Source organism: Brevibacillus sp. IT-7CA2 (assembly GCF_949767855.1).
Taxonomy (GTDB): domain Bacteria; phylum Bacillota; class Bacilli; order Brevibacillales; family Brevibacillaceae; genus Brevibacillus.
This window is the reverse complement of sequence record NZ_CATKQT010000053.1, coordinates 238,100-256,713: the sequence shown is the minus strand read 5'-3', so window position 1 is coordinate 256,713 and position 18,614 is coordinate 238,100. Positions and strand designations below refer to the sequence as shown.

Sequence of the window (18,614 nt, the reverse complement as noted above, 5' to 3'; positions counted from 1 at the left end):
TGCTGTCCCCTTTTCTAAAATACAAAACACATTAATGGTGCAGGGAGGATCGATACGGTTTGTAGATTCATTCTTGATACCAATTAACTTTGAAAATTGATCTAACATAATCATAACCTCCAAATTTTTACATTTTTTACTTTCAATTCAATTATAAGAATTGCAACACAAACTGTCAAATGATACATTATTTACAAAAAGTTACCAAATTCAAAGTTTGAGGGAGGTTTCTGTGTACGTTCTCATTCCACTAACGGTAGCAGTTGCTTTATTCGGCATGCAACTCTATTCATACCGAAAGTTCAGGAATATCGTTACTCTCTTTTCTGTAGAAGATTCTTTTTTTTCACTTCTAAACCAGTATTTTATCGGTGTAAATCTCAAAAAGTCACTTATATTCCCCACGCATTTTTCACAAACACCAACCATTGTCATGTTCGCTGCCCCCTCATGTGATACATGCCATCATGAAGTAGAAAGATACTTAACCCATATCAAGAAAAAAACAACCAACCTTCCTTTCTTATGTGCGGTTAAGCAGGATGATTCTGACTATCAGCACTTTATCGACACATTTAGCGGAAAAATTACGATGGTTCCCGTCGACAAAAAAACCATGAGCGAATTACAAATCATCAACTTCCCAAGCCTGTTTATTGTTGACTCACAGGGGATCATTCGATATGTAGGACGCTCAATTGGTGAGCTAGTAGACATCTTGAAGCACAAGGAGAAGCAAGAGCTTCACAACATCCAATAAAACTAGAAAAGGTGTTCCTCATGATTGTTCAATCATTTATCAAGCTGTTCGTTTTCTTATGGGCACATGCCCGGCTACTTCTCACGCTTTTAGTTTGCTTAACAATCATGACTGGTTTACTACCAGTAGCCAGCCTTTGGCTATCCAAAGAAATGATCAATGAGGTCGCGAAAATCATTCAACTCCAAGTGGGTGATTATCGTTATGCTTTTTTCTTACTCTCACTTCAATTTTTAATAGCGATGGCTACATCTGTGCTTCTCAATATCCAACAATACCTGAATGGAAAGCTTGAAAATGTTTTGGAACTCGCGGCGCAATCACTTGTACTTCAAAAGGTAGAAGCGGTACCACTTTTCTATTTTGATATTCCCGATTTTTACAATCATTTAGAGAGAGTTCACTTGAATGTGGGCTCACGCTTTTTATCACCACTCACGATCCTACTAGAGATCGTTAGAGCCAGCATTACTATTTTCAGTTTCTTGCTCTTTTTGCTTACCGTTCACTGGAGCCTCGTCATTTTAAGTCTGATCGCGGCAATTCCCGTCTTCTTTGTTCAAATTCGGTTTGGCAGTATCAATTATTGGCTCAAATACGGCTTAACCCCCTTAATTCGCGACATACATTATACCAGTTATTTATTGAAAGATCGGCAGTCAGCCAAGGAAATTCGACTATTTGGCTTAGGTCAAATGCTACTGAAAAGATGGTCAACCTCCATTACCCACCAGTTCACTGAAACATTAAAGGTGCTACGAAAGCAACAAGCAACTGAGGTCGGCCTAGATGGGTTTACCGCACTTTTGTACTTTGGGACAGCTGGAATTATCATCTGGTTAATCCGTACCACCTCTATGCAAATCGGTGAGTTTGTAGCAATCGGACAAGCTGTGCAGGCAACACAAGGATTGACCAATCAGCTATCTAACCAGTTAGCCAAAATATTTGGAGAGATTCTCTATATAAACGATTTTTTTCAGTTCATCGAATATGAACACCCTGAAAAGGATGCAAGCGACGAAGGCTCGGCTCTCTTTCCTGCCCCGCTACAACAGGGCATTTTTATAAAAGGATTGTCATTTACCTACGTGAATACGACAAATCCTGTTCTAAGGGATATTCACTTGCACATACGGCCTGGTGAAAAAATCGCAATCGTCGGTGAAAATGGCTCGGGTAAATCAACCTTAGTCAAATGTGTGATGGGGTTGTATCCCATATCACAAGGTGACATTTCCTTCGATGGCCTCAGTATTAACCAGATCAAACCTGATGATTTACGCAAAAATATGACCGTGATCTTCCAGGATTTCATCAAATATGCCTATACGTTACAAGATAATATTGGTTTTGGTGATACCGAACGAATAAACGATCTAAAATGGATGCAAGAAATTGCCGCTACAGCTGGCGTAGATCAAATCGTTTCCAAACTTCCAGATGGCTACCAAACCTATTTAAGTCGCTATTTGCAAAAGGGAGCCGATCTTTCTGGAGGACAATGGCAAAAAATTGCCTTGGCTCGTGCTCTTTTTCGAAATAGTGATATTGTGATTTTAGATGAGCCAACAGCAGCTCTTGATCCCATGACTGAGCTTTCTGTATACCAACTCGTACGAAATCTGACCGAAAATAAAACAACCCTATTTGTCTCACACCGTATGGCTGCCGCTAAAATGGCAGATCGGATTATCGTGATGAAGGATGGTCAGTTAGTCGAGTCTGGAACGCATGATGAACTGATTTCACGTAATAAAGAATATGCGCAGATGTATCATGCTCAAGCACAATGGTATGCAACACCAGTGGAAAGCAGGTGAAAAATTGGAAATCGCATCCTTTATCTTTCGCATGATTCTAGCACTGTTGTTTATAAGCTCGTCTGTATCAAAAATCAAAAACAGCACGACTCATGCTTCAATTGTAAAAGACTACAAAATACTGCCTGAACGATCTATTAGATTTTTTGCTGTCCTCGACACTCATTCTGAATTGCTGATTGGATTGCTACTCATTTTCGGGTTGTACTATTCCTGGGCAGCTCTGGCTGGTAGTGGTTTACTACTCCTGTATAGCGTGGCTATTGTGGTCAATTTATTGCGCGGAAGACGAGAAATATCATGTGGTTGCGGTGGCATCGTCGGCAATCACAATCTATCATGGGTACTGGTCAGCCGAAACGTCTTGCTCATTGCGATGTGTCTCTGGGTCTATCAAATACCGACCACCTATGGGAATCTCTCATGGGCATTAGAAACAGGAAATTTCAGGTCCGTATATGGAGAAGAGTACTGGACGTTAATGATCATCGCATTGTTGTCCACACTTGTGATTCTGATTGGTCAACATCTAGGGAGCATTCGGAAGAAAGTACAAGAGCTAGTCGCACAAAAATAAATATCATTTCCTCACGAAAAAGGAGAGGTCCTCTGTGGAAACGTTTATACAATGGTCTGTGATTGCGTTATGGGTATTTGTCATTGTGCAATTCGTCGTTATCTACCTGCTAACAAAACTAGTAGCAGATTTTATCAATAAATTACAAGCAAAAGAAAAAGAACCGAGTGTAGACAACTGGATAGGCCCCAGAGCCCCGGTTCTGATCGATAACAGTCCATCTGGAACAAGCATTGATTTTACAGAGATGAAAAGCCACTCTACACTTGTACTTTTCACGGCAGAAGGTTGTCCCATATGCCAGCAAATCATTCCACATTTAGAGAAGGTAAAACTACGATTTCCTCAGCTTAAATTACTAGTTGTTTATTCAGGAAAGCTCATTCACGAGACCCAAAACCAGGACGATATTCAGTATATCGACTCTACCATTTCGTTTTCAATGTACCAAATCGATGCCATCCCATCTGCTGTCCTGATCGACAAAAAAGGAATTATCCTTGCCAAAGAATCGGTTCCTACCTTTCATCATCTACTGGCATTGCTTGAAAAACATGTGCATATCGAAGCGGACACCTCGGAGTTCATTCCTGCGTCGCTCTCAACAAATCTAGGAGAAAATAAAGCAAATAACATTGCCCCTCAACCATATTCATAACTGTAGAAAACCTACCATTCATATTTTAAGAATATTACAGTAAATTAACGCGGTGTCGTGTGTAATTATGACAAATAAAAAAGACTGCCGACTTTTTCGACAGTCTGAGACCGGAATTGCTTCCGGTCTTTTTTCGTCCAATACGCTATTGTTTTGCCTTCAGCCACTCATTAAAAACCTTCGCTTCCTCATACTGCCCGTTGATCTGACAATACATCACCGGGTTTGTTGCCTTCCCCGATGATATAGCCCGCAAATGGTATGCCTACAAAAGAAAACACATACTGAATATGATCAAGAAACATATCACCAAAAGAATACTGCCTTACCAGTAGAAAAGTCTACGGATAAGACAGCCTGTTCGTGTTTTAATTTACGGAAACCCCACTAGAATGCTCCGTCTGCTTTTTTTGCAAGCGCAGCGCAAAAAAGAAAGCGATGAGTAACAATCCAGCAGATACATAATAAACAGCTCGGGCTCCCTGCCATTCAGCGATAGCTCCCATCACCAAGGCAGAAGCGCCAAAGACCAGTAAATCAATCGTCCCCTTCGCTGACAGGACATAGGGCAGTGCAGATTCTTCCGTCTCTTGCTGCAATAGTGTCTGCTTGCTTACATGCACCATCTCCAAAAACGGGCCCAGCGCAAAGGAAAACAACAGTGCCACCAGCGCGTTTGTACTGCTGCCAAAACAAAAGGTAAAGAATCCGACGCCAATCGTACCGCAAATGATCCAGCGAAATAAATGGCGACGCATCCGCTCCGCATACATCAATAGCAACGTCCCACCTGCAATGGCTCCAAGCATGTAACCGGCATTGATGTAGCCCCACCATTCTTCTCCTTGTCCAAGCACATCAAGGACAAATGGCAGCATAATCGCAGCGATCCACACACCCCCGGACAAGCCGATCACGACATCCATCGCAACCAGCAGTCGGAGTACAGGTACATCGCGAATTGTTTTCCATCCAGTGAGCCAGTTTGTTGTCGCCCTAGCTGCCTGACCTTCACGCAGCTTTTCGCTTGCCGGTGCAATGCCTGTCATCGCGATCGTTGCCACAACATAGGCACCAACCGTTCCCCACAAAACAATACCCGCTCCCAACCAAGAAACGAGTAATCCCCCTGCAGCCCAGCCAGCAAAATGAACGGTTTGATCCGAAGTGGCAAGCAACCCATTTGCTCGCATGAGGTCTTCTCGTCCGACCAACTGCGGTACCATGGCATTGCGCGCAGGGTTGGCCCAACCATCCATAAAGGCAATGGCTGCCCCCAATCCGAACAACAGCCAGATCCACTCTCCCTGCTCTCCTACACCGCTGCTTACGGCTAATGAGGCTGCAGCCAAAAGTATCGTCTTCAAGCCTTGCGACAGCACGAGCATACCCGTCAACGACAATCGCTGAAACACTAACGGAGCCAACAAGCTGCTCACAGACTGCGAAGATACAATGACAACCGGTATAAACGCCGTGTACATGACAGAGCCAGTTGCAGCGTAGATAATCGAAATAAACGCGACAATATAAAATACATCCCCAAGGTTGGCCAATGTCTGACCCGCCCAGAGGCAAATAAAGCGTCGATGCCACATGAAGCACACCCTCCTGTCGGTTCAGGACCAGCCTATACGTCCTGATGGAATATGAAGTTATTCACACCGACTCGCCATCACAATGGAGGTGCACCTCTTTTCGCGAAAATTACCTTTTATTCTATTCCAGAATCAGAATGCTGTACAGATTTGTTTCGGAAAAAGCTGTAGTACACCCAGCCTGCGTTAATAAACAAGAACGCACTCGTCATGTAAAAGACTCCGCTAATACTCACATAGCCTGCCAAAAAACCGCCAATCATCGGTCCAAGCATGCTGCCGATACTGACGAAGCTGTTGTTATAGCCGTAAACGCGACTGACCATATGTACAGGTGTTGCTCGTCGCAGCAAAGCATTGACGGATGGAAGCAATCCTCCCAGTGACAAGCCTAACAAAAATCGGAGCGCGACCAATTGCCAAACCGTATGTACGAGACCTTGTGGAATAAAGATGATTGCGGCAGCCAAAAGCGAAAACAAGAGCACCTTTTGCGAACCGAACCGATCTCCTAAACGCCCCAGCTGTGGGGAGGCAAAGACATTCGCTACCCCCATGCATGCTTGGACAATACCGGCCCACAGCGCTACCTTTGCCCCTTCTGATCCAACCAATTGCGAAATGTAGATCGGCAACACAGGGATAATGCTAAACAGCGCAAACTGGATCATTACGGTTACAAAAAAGAGCGCCGGGAGTTCTTTGGACGAGAAGATCATCTGAAAATCTTCCCGTAGACTCGACCGTTCCTTTTTTTCAGGTGGAACAAAATTCTCTTTCACCATAAACGTAATGACCAAGGTCGCCAGTAATAATACGCAACCGGTAATCACAAAAATCATCCGAAAGCCGATCTTTTCCGCGAGAACGCCGCCAAATAGCGGTCCCATAATGGTTCCCGCCGTAATAAAAGACTGAAGCAACCCCGTTGCCCAGCCAATTCGTTCTTTTGGTACAGAGGATGCTACTAGTGCGGTACTTGCAGGGATGATTCCCCCTACGAGTCCATTGAGCAGACGAAGGGCCAAAAGCTGCCACAGACTTCCCGCAAAACCGGTCAGTGCCATGGTAATGGACATGAAAAATCCCGAGCGCAAAATCATGATCTTGCGCCCGTGCTTATCGGCCAAATTTCCCCAAATAGGCGAGACGAGGCCCGCCGTTAAAAAGTTAGCTCCAAAAATAATCCCCGCCCAAGCCGTGACTTGATGAGGGTCTTCAATTCCGAAATCCTGCTGAATGAAAAGCGGTAAAAAAGGCATGATCATGCTCATCGCCACCATGACGAAAAACAACGATCCGCAAAGCACATATAAATTACGGCGCCATATCTCCATCGGATTTCCTCCAATCCCATCTGCTTATCCCAGTTGCGGGTCGGATGTACTTCCTAAATCTTGCACACTCCACAGGCCATAGTATACGCCCTTTCTCTCCAGCAATTGCTCATGCGTGCCTTCCTCAACGATTTGTCCCTCTTTCATGACAATGATTTTGTCCGCATGAGTAATCGTCGAAAGTCGATGGGCCACGATGAGCGTGGTTCTTCCTTTTGCCAATCTGGACAAAGACTCCTGAATCGTGTGCTCTGATTCCAAGTCGAGTGCAGAAGTCGCCTCATCCAGAATCAGAATACCCGGGTCACGCAGGAAAACACGTGCAATCGCGATTCGCTGCTTTTGCCCGCCAGAGAGCTTTACGCCGCGCTCTCCCAGCTCCGTATGGTAGCCATTCGGTAATTCGCTAATAAAGTCATGGGCATTTGCCGCCTTCGCAGCTTCTTGCACAGCACTGTCATCTGCATCAGGATTGCCCATTAAAATATTTACTTTTGCTGATTCACTAAACAAAATATTATCTTGCTGCACCATCCCGATGTGGTGACGCAAATTTTGCTGCTTCACATCACGGATATCGATGCCATCAATCGTAATTTTCCCTTCTGTCACGTCCCAAAAACGCGGCAGCAAGCTAATCAGCGAAGATTTTCCGCCGCCTGACATCCCGACAATCGCAACCGTTTCCCCAGAAGAGATGCTCAGATTCACATTGTTCAAGACGAGAGGACCTTCCTCCCGATAGCGGAAGGACACGTTCTCAAAGCGAATTTCCCCGCGAATGCGTTTGGTTGCAGGGTCGACAGGTAGCTCCCCTGCGTTTGGCTTGTCGACGATATCGTACGATTCATCGATAAACTCGAACATCCGATCCATCGAGGCAATTGCCTGTGTCAGTACCGTACTGGAATTGACCAAGCGTCGCAGCGGCGTGTATAAGCGATCCAAATAAACATAAAACGCAACCAACGTTCCTACGCTCATACTTCCGCCTATAACTTGATAGCCAGCATAAGCAATGACCAGGAGCGGTGCGATATCCGTCACCGTATTGATTACAGCAAAAGTTCGCGCATTCCAGCGTGTTTGCGCCAGTGCCTTATCCAAAAACTGATTGTTTTCCTTTGCGAATTCCTTGCTTTCCTGCTTCTCCAAGGCAAAGCTGCGGATGAGCGCCATCCCATTGACGCGTTCGTACAAATATCCTTGCAAACGCGCCAGTGCCGCAGAACGATCCTTGGTTAATTGACGCAAGCGCTTGTAGAAAAATTTGACGGAAATACTGTACAAAGGGAAAACGACAATCGCCACAAGCGTCAGTTCCACATCCATGTAGAGCATGATCGCCAGTGTCAGGATGATCGTAATCAGGTCCAGCCAGAGATTCATCAGTCCCGTTTCCACGAAGCTTTTAGTTGATTCCACATCGTTAATGACGCGGGAGATGACCTCACCCGTCTTGGTATTGTTGTAGTAGCGCATCGACAGTCGCTGCAAATGAGAAAATAATTGATTGCGGATGTCAAACAGGATGCGGCTGGATACCCACTGTGCATAGTATTGCCGAATGTATTCTACAGGAGCGCGAACGACTGTAAATAACAAAAAGGCTCCTAGCATCAGCCAAAATAGTTCTGTTAGCTTTTCTTCGCGAGGAATCGGACTCGGCAGCAGGTCATCAATGACGTATTTGATGAGTAGCGGCAGAGCGAGTGGAATCGCAAATTTTATAATACCAATGAATATGGTGCCCAGGATTTGTTTCCAATAGGGCCATACATATGCCAAATAACGGCGTATGCTCAAGCATCATACCTCCTTTGCAAACAAGGAAATCCCTCCCCCGGTCATTCGGGAAAGGGATTATTCCTCATCATCTCGTACTAAAAGATAACGCTCGTACCAACGTTGGACGAATCCGTTTTGAAAAGGGCCACGTCGTGCGCTTACCCAATCCAGCACCTCTCGCAATGCTGTCTGCACTCTTTCCACAACAAATGGAGGATAGTTCATCTGTTTGCTATGCAAAAGAAACTCCTCTTCGTCGAGAATCGAGTACGTCATATCAGGAAACACTTTTACGTCGAGATCATAGTCTATGTAGCTTAGCAATTGTCCCTTCATGCTGAAAGGCGAACCAATGTTGCAATAATAATAAATACCGTCATCACGAATCATGGCAATGGTATTGAACCACTGGCCTCTACCAAATGTACAAATGGCCGGTTCACGCGTACGCCATTCCCGCCCGTCTGCTTCTGTCACCTTGACCCGATCATTTCCCCCAATCACCACCGCATCACTGGTATGAATCAACGTAGATTTGTCCCATATGCGGTGCAACGAATGGTCATGTTTATAACTTTCTATGCGGATATTGGAGCCCGGAGTTGGTGACATGACTCTCCCCTTTCTTCTCTTCTCTATTTGAATGGGGACAAGCCTCCTTTAAGAAGAGAGCTTTTTGGAAAGTGTAACATATTTTTGTACTTCATAGCCAAGTGAAAGGTAAAACGGAAGGACTTCCGGATTTGATTGATTGACCATGATCAAGACGTTATTGACACCTCGTTGCTTGAAACGCTTTTCAATTGCTTCAACGAGTTCACGACCAATACCTGAGCCTTGCATCTCTGGAAGTACAGCCAATCGGTAGAAATAGGCACGTGCTCCGTCGATCGTGCCAACCACGACCCCTACAACTTTGCCTTCAATTTCTGCAACCATTACCAGATCGCTGTCCCAAGCCAAATGCTGGGCCAAATCGTTCAATGACTCTTTGTCCGATTGGTCCAACCCCGTCTCCTGCCAAATACGTGTGATAGCCGAATAGTCACCGAGTCGAAACGGACGAATCAGCATGTGTTGCCTCCTTCGTAACCTTCTTCCTCTATTGTACAACACATGGACAACTTTGTCTTGTATCGCAACACCACAAAGTCTCCAACTCCATACTCATATCTGCCATAAATAATTATGTCAAAAGAGAAATACCGCCGTCTACAATCAATGTTTGTCCGCGAACCATCCAGGCTTTGTCGGAGAGCAAGAACATCACAGCATTAGCCAAGTCTTCCGGCTCCACAATGCGTCCTGCTGGCGTACGCTCTGCTGAGCTGCCGAGCAATTCTTCACGATTCGGGAAATGTTTGAGTGCATCCGTATCCACCGCTCCGCCAGAAACAGCGTTTACTACAATATTATGCGGTGCGAGCTCGACTGCCAAATAACGAGTAATCGCTTCTACAGCTGCCTTCGATACGCCAACCGCTGTATAGTTGTCGAGAACTCGAATGGACCCAAGGCTGGACAAGCTCACGATTTTTCCGCCGTTGCCGCCCTTGATCATTAGTTTTGCCGCTTCTTGCGCACAGAACAACAGAGCCTTGCTGTTAATTTCCATGGTCCAGTCCCAATGGCTCTCTTCCAGCTCCATCAGTGGACGCAGAACACCCGATGCCGCATTGTTCACAAATACATCCAAGCGACCGAATTCCTGGTCAATTTCTGCGAACAACTCTTTGATTTTTGCTACATCCCCTACATTGGCTTTGATCAGATGGACACGAGCGCCCTTTGCTTCCAGCTCTGCTGCCGCTTCTTTTGCCGCTGTGCGGTTACGCAAATAGTTCAGCACCAGGTCATAGCCCTGTTCCGCCAATTGAAGCGCAATCGCTTTTCCGATTCCTCGCGTTCCGCCAGTAACCAGTGCTACTTTTTTCGTTGTATTCATAAAAAGATTACCTCCCAACCTGACCAACTATTAATAGTAGGTACTAATAAGTAAAAATCACTTATTCATTATACAACTCCACCTGCGCTTTTTCTACCTGCGGAAAAAATCCCGGCATGACTTGATCCTCTCGACTATAGCCATACTAAGCTCGCAGTATCAGGCAAACCACTACCACATAAGGAGGAATGGCAGGGTGTACATAGGTCGGGAATTGTCTGAATTAACCATGGTGCCACTGGCTGATTGGGAAATGAATGAGCTGCTTTATTACCATCACAGTTTTTCACAACTGGCAGCTTACCTCAGTGCAGAAGGAGCCTCTCTTCACGTCAAAGTCATCCATGAGCTTGAATCCCGTGGGCCTGTAAATGGAGACAGCGGGGGATGGGATCATTCCTCGTCACCTATTTACGATTAAGTAAAAAATCCGGCTGCTCGTGTATGTAAACACGGCGCCGGGCTTATTTTTAAATACGAAATATGCCGATCTGGTTTTGCAATTCCTCCGCGAGGTGTTCGAGAGAAACGGCTGAGGAAGCGATCTCTTCCATAGAGGCTAGCTGCTCCTCGGCAGCTGCGGATACACTTTGTGTTCCATCAGAGGCTTGCAGTGTCACTTCGGAAATATGGCCCATGATCTCAACCACTTGCTGTGCCCTTGTGGAGAAATCACGCGTCGCTTCAGATACCTGACCGATTTTCTCTGCCACTTCATTGACGGCTGATTGAATTTGTTCGAAGGACTGGCCAGCTTCGTTCACTTTTTCAATACCTTCCGTTACTTCACGCTTGCTCTGATCCATAACAATCACAGCATGGTTTGTCTCCGCTTGGATCGCGGTGATCAGCTGACTAATTTGTTGTGCCGAGCTTGCGGATTGCTCTGCCAGCTTGCGTACCTCATCAGCCACCACAGCAAAGCCTCGTCCATACTCCCCTGCTCGAGCCGCTTCGATTGCCGCATTTAGTGCGAGCAGGTTGGTTTGATTTGCGATGGCAGTGATCACATCCACGATGTTTCCGATTTCTTGGGAACGCGTCCCCAGATTATCCACGACTTTTGCTAGACCGTGAATCGATTCGCTAGATGCGTTCATTTGCAGCACAGCCGATTGAATGGATTTGTTTCCGGCCACTGCCAAGTCCGACGATTCCTGGGCTGCGGTGAATACATTTTGTGTATGCTCTACAATCTGACCGATTCTTGCCGACATTTGTTCGACGGCTGCGTTCCCCTCCTGCGTATGGGAGACTTGCTGCTCGGTTCCCCCCGCCATTTCTTGCATGGTCTCGGCGATCTGTTCTGTCGCTTTGCTTGTCTGATCCGCACTTGCAGCGAGCTGCTCTGCCGAAGAAGCCAGTTGCTGAACAGAATCATTCACAGAATGGAGCAAGGAACGAAGAGATTCCGCCATGTGATTGAAGGCTGTGCCCAACATACCCAGCTCATCGTCACTTCGTATATCTACTTGTTGTGTCACATCGCCTTGGCTCATTTTTTCCGCTGCTTCTGTCAACATACGCAAAGGACGGAGTAAGGAGCGCAAAATCAAGTAAATGACTCCGCCAGCTACCACCAGCGCAGCTATTATAATCACGAGCATCGTGTAAAAAATCGGATTTGCTGCTTCTGCTGCTTCACTTTCATACATCACGCCTACAAGCTTCCAACCCGTATTTTCATTCGTAGTAAACATGGCTTGTACGGGATTTCCTTCGCGCTGGAATTGTAAGCGACCTGACTCTTCTGCATATACGGTATCTACCCAAGACTCTGCAATCTCAACACCAGACTCTCCATTTGGATTGACCAGCATTTTTCGGTTTTTATCCAAAATCGCCATGAATCCTTGGGTACCGATTTTCGCTTGCTTGACCGTCGCGTCCAGCGCTGTCAGTTGAATATCAATTCCCAGAACACCGGATTTATCTGGCAAGGACATCGCCATTCCCAACACGACTTTTCCGGTTATGGCATCAATGTATGGGTCCACAATGACGCTCTTCCCCGGTTGCTTCATGGCTGCTATGTACCAATCCCTCTTTCGCGGGTCGTATCCCTCTGGAAGCTTCGCATCATTCGCAGTCAACATGCCTCCATTCTCGTCCCCGATATACGCTTCACTCACTTCTGGGTTCATCGCTAGAAAACGCTGCAATTGCTTTTTCGTTCCCATTTTGGTCTCTTCTAAGATGTCATGGCGTACAATATCAGAAGCAATCCATTCCACATTCCTCGATTGCTCCAGCAGTGTGTGATTCAAAAGCGCATCTATCAACCGAACATTTTCAGAGGCAGTCGTAAGCAATTCATCTGACAGCTCTGCCTTGGCACTCTGATACGAGAGCAACCCGAGCAAAAGCATGGGCATCACTAATATTGTGGAAAATGTAGCGATTAGCTTGGATTTTACAGTAAGTCTAGGTGTTTTCATTCGCTAGCATCACCTTTCTTCGTGTCATGATTATCCTATATTGATACCCGCCATATGCCTAATGGTAAACCTTCATTTGCCCACTAAACTGCACATTTGTTTATTATTTATTATTTTTTATTATATTCAGAATATACTTTCTTCTAGAATTAGGTAAAAAATCGCTTTACAACAAGAAAAAAATGCCATATTCTAAGAGTACGTTCCACACACTACTACTACGGAAAGAAAGGAGGCAGCACCATGATGATGATAGCAATGAACCTAAATCTAGCTCTTATTGATCGTCTTGTGGTTGTTCCAACTGAATATAGCAGCGCCTCCTGGGTCGACGAATTCCAGTAGTATTCGTACTCTTCAACATTTCCATTTCGTCTATTACCGACCACAGGCGTTGTTGCTTGTGGTCTTTCTATGTCCTTCAAAACGGCATGTCCGTTTTTGTTGCCAGAAGACCGCAGGCTTTCGCCCGTGGTCTTTTTCTTTCTCTTCAATTAACATTTTCCACCTTGAAAGGAGGTGATTGGTAATGGTACTGAACTTTTTGCTTTTCACAGTCAAGATTGAACGCAATAAGGAACAAGCGGAGACACTTTTCGCAGAATCTGCTCGCTGTCGCTATCTCGAAGAACGCGCCGAAGAACATGCTTTTCAAGCAGCACAATTTGTGAGCCGTATTTAATGGACGAAACACGATTACTTGACTATAGGAGGGATTTTGGTATGAAAAACAAACAACGGCGTCAGATGATGAGGTTTACAGGAGTCAAAGCGATAGATGGCAGCTGACTGCACCAAACTAACGGGATGGGAGGGATACACTCATGTACATTCCAATGATTTTCTTCACAATCATTATTGAGAAACGGAAATTGACACCGAAGCAAATTGAAGCAAAATACATGCAACAGCAAGCGCTGAAACGCATCGAAGAACAAAAGCATCAGATCGTGACACAATTTCCAGAGTTTTTGATTCGATAAAAAGAAACGGTTTTACAAAGATCATGTCTGCGGGGGCATGATCTTTGTATTTTCCACTGGCTCTTCCCCTCTCTCGAAGCTTTATAATGGTTTCAAAAGAGAAACGTGGGGAGTGAAATCATGGAGTATCAAATCGTCTTTTTAGACATTGATGGAACACTCGTCAATGAAGAGAAAATCATACCACCGGATACACTCGAAGCTATTCAAGAGCTGCAAAAAAACAAGATCGAGGTCGTCTTAGCAACAGGCAGAGCTCATTATTATTTTGACGAACTTGCCCAGCAGTGCGGCATCGACTCGTATGTCAGTTGCAATGGCGCATATGTCGTCTATCAAGGAAAAACCATTTATGATCGCCCCATCCCGACCAAAACACTCGAACAGTTGCAGCAGATCGCGACCCAGCACGACCATCCCATCGTGTTTCAAGGCAGTACGGCGGGCTTTTCTACCCATAAGCAGCATCCTTATTTGGATTGGACTTTTCAGCAATTGAAGCTTGATTCCCCTGATCATAATGCGGACTTCGCCCATTCGGAAAATATTTATCAAGCGCTGTTGTTTACGCCAGATACACACGAACACCAGTACAGAGAAGAGATTCCGGCTCTCTCGTTTATACGCTGGCATGAGTATTGTATGGATGTATTTGCGAAAGGCGGTTCCAAAGCGCTTGGTATTGAAGCGCTCCTCTCGCATATCGGGCTTGCGCCAAGCAAGGCAGTTGCTTTTGGAGACGGTCTGAATGACAAAGAAATGCTCTCTTATGTCGGGATGGGGATCGCGATGGGCAATGCGCATGAAGCTTTGTTGCCGCATGCCAATTACGTAACGCGCCACGTCGATGATGGCGGGATATCTCACGGCTTGCGTCACATCGGTCTGATGAAATAAATAAAAGCTGCCGAGAAATGCTCGACAGCTTTACCTACTTGTTATTTTTGTCCCAACAGCTCGCGAATTTTTTGATGCGCCATCGGAATGGTGTATGCATCTAATTCCTCCCAAGCTGCGTATCTTGCATGAGCGGGGAGCTCTTCCCCTTCGATCCAGTCACAGGACCATACTTGCATGTTCCACTGCAAATGGGAGAAGACGTGCTGAACCGTACCTAGCGGCTGCATGACTTCTACATCGATTCCGAATCGTTCACGCAAACCAACTGCAAGTGCCTCCTGCTTGGCAGCATCACTTTCCTTTTCGGTTTCAACAGTAGGGAATTCCCACATGCCAGCGAGAAGCCCCTGATCGGGACGTTTGTTCATCAATACTTTGCCGTCGCGAATAATAATGCCTACTTGCAGATCAACAGGACGTGGAGGTTTGGCTTTGCCTTTGACCGGTAGCTCTTCTGCCACTCCCTCCTGACGCGCCATACAGTAGTCAAACACCGGACAGGTCAAGCATTGTGGAGTGCGCGGTACACAGACCATCGCTCCCAACTCCATTAAAGCCTGATTGAAATCTCCCGCTCTCCCCGCCGGAATGACCTGGCGTACGAGATGCTCGATTTTGATTCTTGTGGCAGGCTTGGCGATGTCGTCTGTTAAATACAGCAGACGTGAAAAGACACGCATAACATTTCCATCCACAGCCGGCTCCGCCTTTTCATAGGCAATGCTAAGAATGGCACCTGCTGTATAGGGCCCCACACCTTTTAGTGTAGCGATCTCTTCTGGTGTATCCGGCACAACTCCTCCATAGCGAACCGTTACCTCGCGGGCTGCGGCTTGAAGATTGCGCGCGCGGGAGTAATAACCGAGTCCTTCCCACGCTTTTAAGACATCATCCTCGGGCGCTTTCGCTAAATCACTCACCGTCGGAAATTTCTCCATGAAATTCGCATAATAAGGTTTAACGGTCTCTACGCGTGTCTGCTGAAGCATGATCTCCGATACCCAGATTCGATATGGGTCTTTGTTGATCCGCCAAGGCAAATCCCGCTTTTGTGAGTCGTACCAGGCCAGCAAATCTTGGGCAAAGCCAAACACATGAAATTGTTCAGGAAGTGTATATTTCAAGCTTTCTTTTTTTCTTGCCATTTGCGTTTATTCTACTCCTTTTCATCCCAGTTCCGCCGGACGAAACGCCCACACATGCAGTTTCGCAGCTCCGCCGGAAATACAGTCGCAAAAGTCTTGGTCTGCCAATCGGTTTGCCTTGATTTCTTCGTATACTTGAACAGTCTCGACCTCAAACGTTTCGACAAACAAACCGGGCTGATCCAAGCCCTCCATTGAGCGATACTGACGTGCCCCCAGCGCTTCCATTCGCTCAGCCATCGAGGTGAGCAATCGCAGAGCGTGACTCCGTTTTTCAGTATCCAGCTTGTATTCAATGAAAACCGTTAGCATGCGACATGTTCCTCCTTTAACGATTCAACGCTTTCATCATACCCTTCCCACCCCCGTGCGAACAAGCACACAAATATTTTCAGAACGGGCGGGAAATAACCTTAGGCAAACGCTATAATAAACAATAAAAGTGGAAGGAAGGGAGGAAGAAAACGATTCCATGGATACAGCCACACATTTTGCCATGGGCTTTGGATTGGCCGGGCTCGCCTATCTTGATCCTGTCGTAGCTTCTACTCCGTCACTTGCAGTGGCCGTCATGATTGGTACGGTCATTGGCTCGCAGGCACCTGATTTGGATGGCTTAGTCCGTCTTCGTGGTACCGCTGCTTACATTCGCAACCACCGAGGCGTTTCTCACTCGGTTCCCGCTTTATTTCTCTGGACTGGAGCCATTTTCGTTCTCATCCAGGCCATGATGCCACAGCCCCATTGGCTGCATTTGCTCGGCTGGATATTCCTGGCCGTCTGTTTACACGTATTCGTTGACTTGTTCAATTCCTATGGCACAAAGGGCCTGTACCCGTTTCGCGACAAATGGGTGGCGCTCAACGCCATTTTCATTTTCGATCCATTCATTTTCGCTGCTCATCTCGTCGGCTTTATGCTATGGGCGGCAGGTGTGCATCCAGGACACGTCTTTTTATGGATATACGTGATCATTGCTGGGTACTACTACTGGCGCATTCAGGCGCAAAGACGAACGACCGAGCTGGTTCGTCAGCGAATCGGCAAAGCTGGTACCTTCACCATCATCCCTACTCTTTCCTGGACGTATTGGACCTTCGTCGCCAAGACAGACCAGCATTGGTATGTAGGTGAAGTCATTTCGGGAGACGTCGTCATCCTAGACACCTTCTCCATCAAACCGGAAAATGAGCGGATTGCAGCAGCCAAGAAAAGCTACAAAGTCCAATCCTTCCTAGCTTTTACCCATCATGTGCATGTAGAAACAAAGGAGCGCTCCTTTGGCTATGAGGTCAAATGGATTGATCTGCGCTACCGCTCCCGTTTTCAAGGGAAGAGTCACTACATGTTTATCGCGGTGGTCTACCTCGATTTTGATCTGACCATCCGCGATTCCTTCGTCGGTTGGATCCACCGCGGAGAAGAACAGCTTACCAAAAAATTGGATTCAAAACGCTCGTAATAAGATGAGACTGCCGCCCCTGTCAGTAGAGGGCGGTTATTTTTTTGTCATCTGACCCGTTCATTTTTGCCAAAATTGCACCTGTTCTCCTAGTCAAATACCGATTACGATCAAAATAGCAACGACAGACTGGGGGACTCGACATGATACCAATTCGTTATTCCAAGCGTACCATCACTGATCAGGCGCAAATTGACCAGTTTTTGCAAATGGCAAAGGTCGGCCATCTCGGCTTGTCCAATGAAATCGAGCCGTACATCCTCCCTTTGAATTTTGCTTGGTGGAATGGCTGTATATATTTTCACGGCGCGGATTCTGGCAGAAAAATTGAGATGATTAATGGCAACAACCGTGTATGCTTCAGTGTTTGCGAGGAGTACGGCACAATCGCCTCACCTGTGCCTGCCCATATCGATACGGCTTACATGAGTGTGTTTATCGCTGGGACCATTGAGCGTGTTTCTGAACCTGAGGAGATGCGCGATGCGATGCAATCCATGATCGACAAGTACGTACCCGGCTATTATTCAGAACCTTTGCCTTTGCAGCATGTCATCAAGTATCGTTCTTCGATGGGCAGTACAACCGCCATTTTCCGGATTACGCCTACCGTGCTGACCGCCAAAGGTAATCCACTTTCCGAAGAGAAACAGTTCTATCCAGGAAGAAAAGTCGAGATGGATGTATAGCAACGAAAAAAGACACGCTCCTTTTCCTAAGAGGCGTGTCTTTTGCTTGACTGATCTTTACTTATTATACGGAGCACTCATTCCTGTCGAAATCGCGATTCGGTTCCAGTTGTTGATCGTATTGATCGCCATAATCAAGGCAACGTACTGGTTCTCGTCAAAATGCTCGCGTACCTGCTGGTAGAGCTCTTCAGAAACACCGTTAGCCGTAATGACAGTGACAGCTTCTGTCAGAGCAAGGACAGCCCGCTCTGCCTCTGTGTAAACCGCGGATTCTCTCCATAAGCTGAGTAAATAAATGCGTTGTTCAGTTTCACCGAGTTTGCGTGCATCTTGCGTATGCATATCCATGCAAAAAGCGCAGCCGTTGATTTGGGAAGCACGAATTTTGATCAGCTCAATCAGTTTTTTGTCCAAGCCGCTCTCATTCACGAAACTTTCCAGTTTGAGCATGGTTTGATACGCCTCAGGATTTGCTGCACGATGATTGAATCTAGCTTGCATCATTCAT

21 protein-coding genes are annotated in these 18,614 nt (G+C 46.2%); 10 read left to right on the top strand and 11 right to left on the bottom strand.

Going from position 1 to position 18,614, the window contains the following annotated elements; all coding sequences use genetic code 11:
• Window positions 1-232 precede the first annotated feature (232 nt).
• Genes ACM6JA_RS28725 through ACM6JA_RS28710 form a run of 4 tightly spaced genes read left to right on the top strand, consistent with a single transcriptional unit; the run spans window position 233 to window position 3,818 of the window.
• Window positions 233-760 carry a TlpA family protein disulfide reductase gene (locus tag ACM6JA_RS28725; RefSeq protein ID WP_414855145.1) on the top strand — a complete coding sequence of 176 codons (528 nt, stop codon included), beginning with the start codon at window positions 233-235 and terminating at the stop codon, window positions 758-760.
• A 20-nt stretch (window positions 761-780) separates the two neighbouring features.
• A complete protein-coding gene (locus tag ACM6JA_RS28720; protein ID WP_414855144.1) occupies window positions 781-2,583 on the top strand; it encodes an ABC transporter ATP-binding protein in 1,803 nt (600 codons plus the stop codon).
• Window positions 2,558-3,160, top strand: coding sequence for a MauE/DoxX family redox-associated membrane protein (locus ACM6JA_RS28715; RefSeq protein WP_414855143.1), 603 nt, complete (start codon window positions 2,558-2,560; stop codon window positions 3,158-3,160). The genes ACM6JA_RS28720 and ACM6JA_RS28715 overlap by 26 nt, the downstream gene beginning before the upstream one ends.
• Window positions 3,161-3,194: 34 nt before the next feature.
• Window positions 3,195-3,818: a TlpA family protein disulfide reductase gene (locus tag ACM6JA_RS28710; protein ID WP_414855142.1), complete on the top strand. Its 624-nt coding sequence runs from the start codon at window positions 3,195-3,197 to the stop codon at window positions 3,816-3,818.
• A 368-nt stretch (window positions 3,819-4,186) separates the two neighbouring features.
• Here the strand turns inward: ACM6JA_RS28710 and ACM6JA_RS28705 are convergent, their stop codons facing one another.
• From ACM6JA_RS28705 to fabL, 6 genes are all read right to left on the bottom strand, one after another.
• A complete protein-coding gene (locus ACM6JA_RS28705) occupies window positions 4,187-5,416 on the bottom strand; it encodes an MFS transporter (protein WP_414855141.1) in 1,230 nt (409 codons plus the stop codon).
• Between the two features lie 116 nt (window positions 5,417-5,532).
• Window positions 5,533-6,753, bottom strand: a complete 1,221-nt coding sequence (locus ACM6JA_RS28700) for an MFS transporter (RefSeq protein WP_007729807.1) — start codon at window positions 6,751-6,753, stop codon at window positions 5,533-5,535.
• Between the two features lie 24 nt (window positions 6,754-6,777).
• A complete protein-coding gene (locus ACM6JA_RS28695; RefSeq protein WP_414855140.1) occupies window positions 6,778-8,559 on the bottom strand; it encodes an ABC transporter ATP-binding protein in 1,782 nt (593 codons plus the stop codon).
• Window positions 8,560-8,616: 57 nt separating this feature from the next.
• On the bottom strand, window positions 8,617-9,153 hold the full coding sequence (locus ACM6JA_RS28690; RefSeq protein ID WP_007729805.1) for a DUF402 domain-containing protein: 537 nt from the start codon (window positions 9,151-9,153) through the stop codon (window positions 8,617-8,619).
• Window positions 9,154-9,201: 48 nt separating this feature from the next.
• Window positions 9,202-9,615 carry a GNAT family N-acetyltransferase gene (locus tag ACM6JA_RS28685; protein ID WP_007729804.1) on the bottom strand — a complete coding sequence of 138 codons (414 nt, stop codon included), beginning with the start codon at window positions 9,613-9,615 and terminating at the stop codon, window positions 9,202-9,204.
• A 112-nt stretch (window positions 9,616-9,727) separates the two neighbouring features.
• Window positions 9,728-10,486, bottom strand: coding sequence for an enoyl-[acyl-carrier-protein] reductase FabL (gene fabL, locus ACM6JA_RS28680; RefSeq protein ID WP_414855139.1), 759 nt, complete (start codon window positions 10,484-10,486; stop codon window positions 9,728-9,730).
• Between the two features lie 196 nt (window positions 10,487-10,682).
• Between fabL and ACM6JA_RS28675 the strand changes: the two genes are divergently transcribed.
• Entirely contained in the window at window positions 10,683-10,907 is a 225-nt protein-coding gene (locus tag ACM6JA_RS28675) for a hypothetical protein (protein WP_007729801.1), read from the top strand.
• Between the two features lie 49 nt (window positions 10,908-10,956).
• Here ACM6JA_RS28675 and ACM6JA_RS28670 read toward each other — a convergent pair whose 3' ends face one another.
• Both ACM6JA_RS28670 and ACM6JA_RS28665 read right to left on the bottom strand, forming a co-directional pair.
• Window positions 10,957-12,924, bottom strand: a complete 1,968-nt coding sequence (locus ACM6JA_RS28670; protein WP_414855138.1) for a methyl-accepting chemotaxis protein — start codon at window positions 12,922-12,924, stop codon at window positions 10,957-10,959.
• Window positions 12,925-13,142: 218 nt separating this feature from the next.
• Window positions 13,143-13,418, bottom strand: coding sequence for a hypothetical protein (locus tag ACM6JA_RS28665; protein WP_414855137.1), 276 nt, complete (start codon window positions 13,416-13,418; stop codon window positions 13,143-13,145).
• A gap of 35 nt (window positions 13,419-13,453) precedes the next feature.
• On the opposite strand from ACM6JA_RS28665, the gene ACM6JA_RS28660 reads away from it, so the two are divergent.
• The 3 genes from ACM6JA_RS28660 to ACM6JA_RS28650 all read left to right on the top strand — a co-directional run bounded on the left by ACM6JA_RS28660 (window position 13,454) and on the right by ACM6JA_RS28650 (window position 14,804).
• Window positions 13,454-13,606, top strand: a complete 153-nt coding sequence (locus ACM6JA_RS28660) for a hypothetical protein (protein WP_017250143.1) — start codon at window positions 13,454-13,456, stop codon at window positions 13,604-13,606.
• 142 nt (window positions 13,607-13,748) lie between these two features.
• Entirely contained in the window at window positions 13,749-13,907 is a 159-nt protein-coding gene (locus ACM6JA_RS28655) for a hypothetical protein (protein ID WP_007729792.1), read from the top strand.
• Between the two features lie 120 nt (window positions 13,908-14,027).
• Entirely contained in the window at window positions 14,028-14,804 is a 777-nt protein-coding gene (locus ACM6JA_RS28650; protein ID WP_414855136.1) for a Cof-type HAD-IIB family hydrolase, read from the top strand.
• Between the two features lie 41 nt (window positions 14,805-14,845).
• Here ACM6JA_RS28650 and mutY read toward each other — a convergent pair whose 3' ends face one another.
• Window positions 14,846-15,952: an A/G-specific adenine glycosylase gene (mutY, locus tag ACM6JA_RS28645; protein WP_414855135.1), complete on the bottom strand. Its 1,107-nt coding sequence runs from the start codon at window positions 15,950-15,952 to the stop codon at window positions 14,846-14,848.
• Between the two features lie 21 nt (window positions 15,953-15,973).
• Window positions 15,974-16,264: a hypothetical protein gene (locus ACM6JA_RS28640; protein ID WP_414855134.1), complete on the bottom strand. Its 291-nt coding sequence runs from the start codon at window positions 16,262-16,264 to the stop codon at window positions 15,974-15,976.
• 160 nt (window positions 16,265-16,424) lie between these two features.
• On the opposite strand from ACM6JA_RS28640, the gene ACM6JA_RS28635 reads away from it, so the two are divergent.
• Together ACM6JA_RS28635 and ACM6JA_RS28630 are read left to right on the top strand one after the other, a co-directional pair.
• Entirely contained in the window at window positions 16,425-17,414 is a 990-nt protein-coding gene (locus tag ACM6JA_RS28635; protein ID WP_414855133.1) for a metal-dependent hydrolase, read from the top strand.
• Between the two features lie 143 nt (window positions 17,415-17,557).
• Complete coding sequence (locus ACM6JA_RS28630) at window positions 17,558-18,103, top strand: pyridoxamine 5'-phosphate oxidase family protein (RefSeq protein ID WP_414855132.1); 546 nt, start codon at window positions 17,558-17,560, stop codon at window positions 18,101-18,103.
• A gap of 57 nt (window positions 18,104-18,160) precedes the next feature.
• Here ACM6JA_RS28630 and ACM6JA_RS28625 read toward each other — a convergent pair whose 3' ends face one another.
• Window positions 18,161-18,607 carry a carboxymuconolactone decarboxylase family protein gene (locus ACM6JA_RS28625; protein WP_414855169.1) on the bottom strand — a complete coding sequence of 149 codons (447 nt, stop codon included), beginning with the start codon at window positions 18,605-18,607 and terminating at the stop codon, window positions 18,161-18,163.
• Window positions 18,608-18,614: the final 7 nt, after the last annotated feature.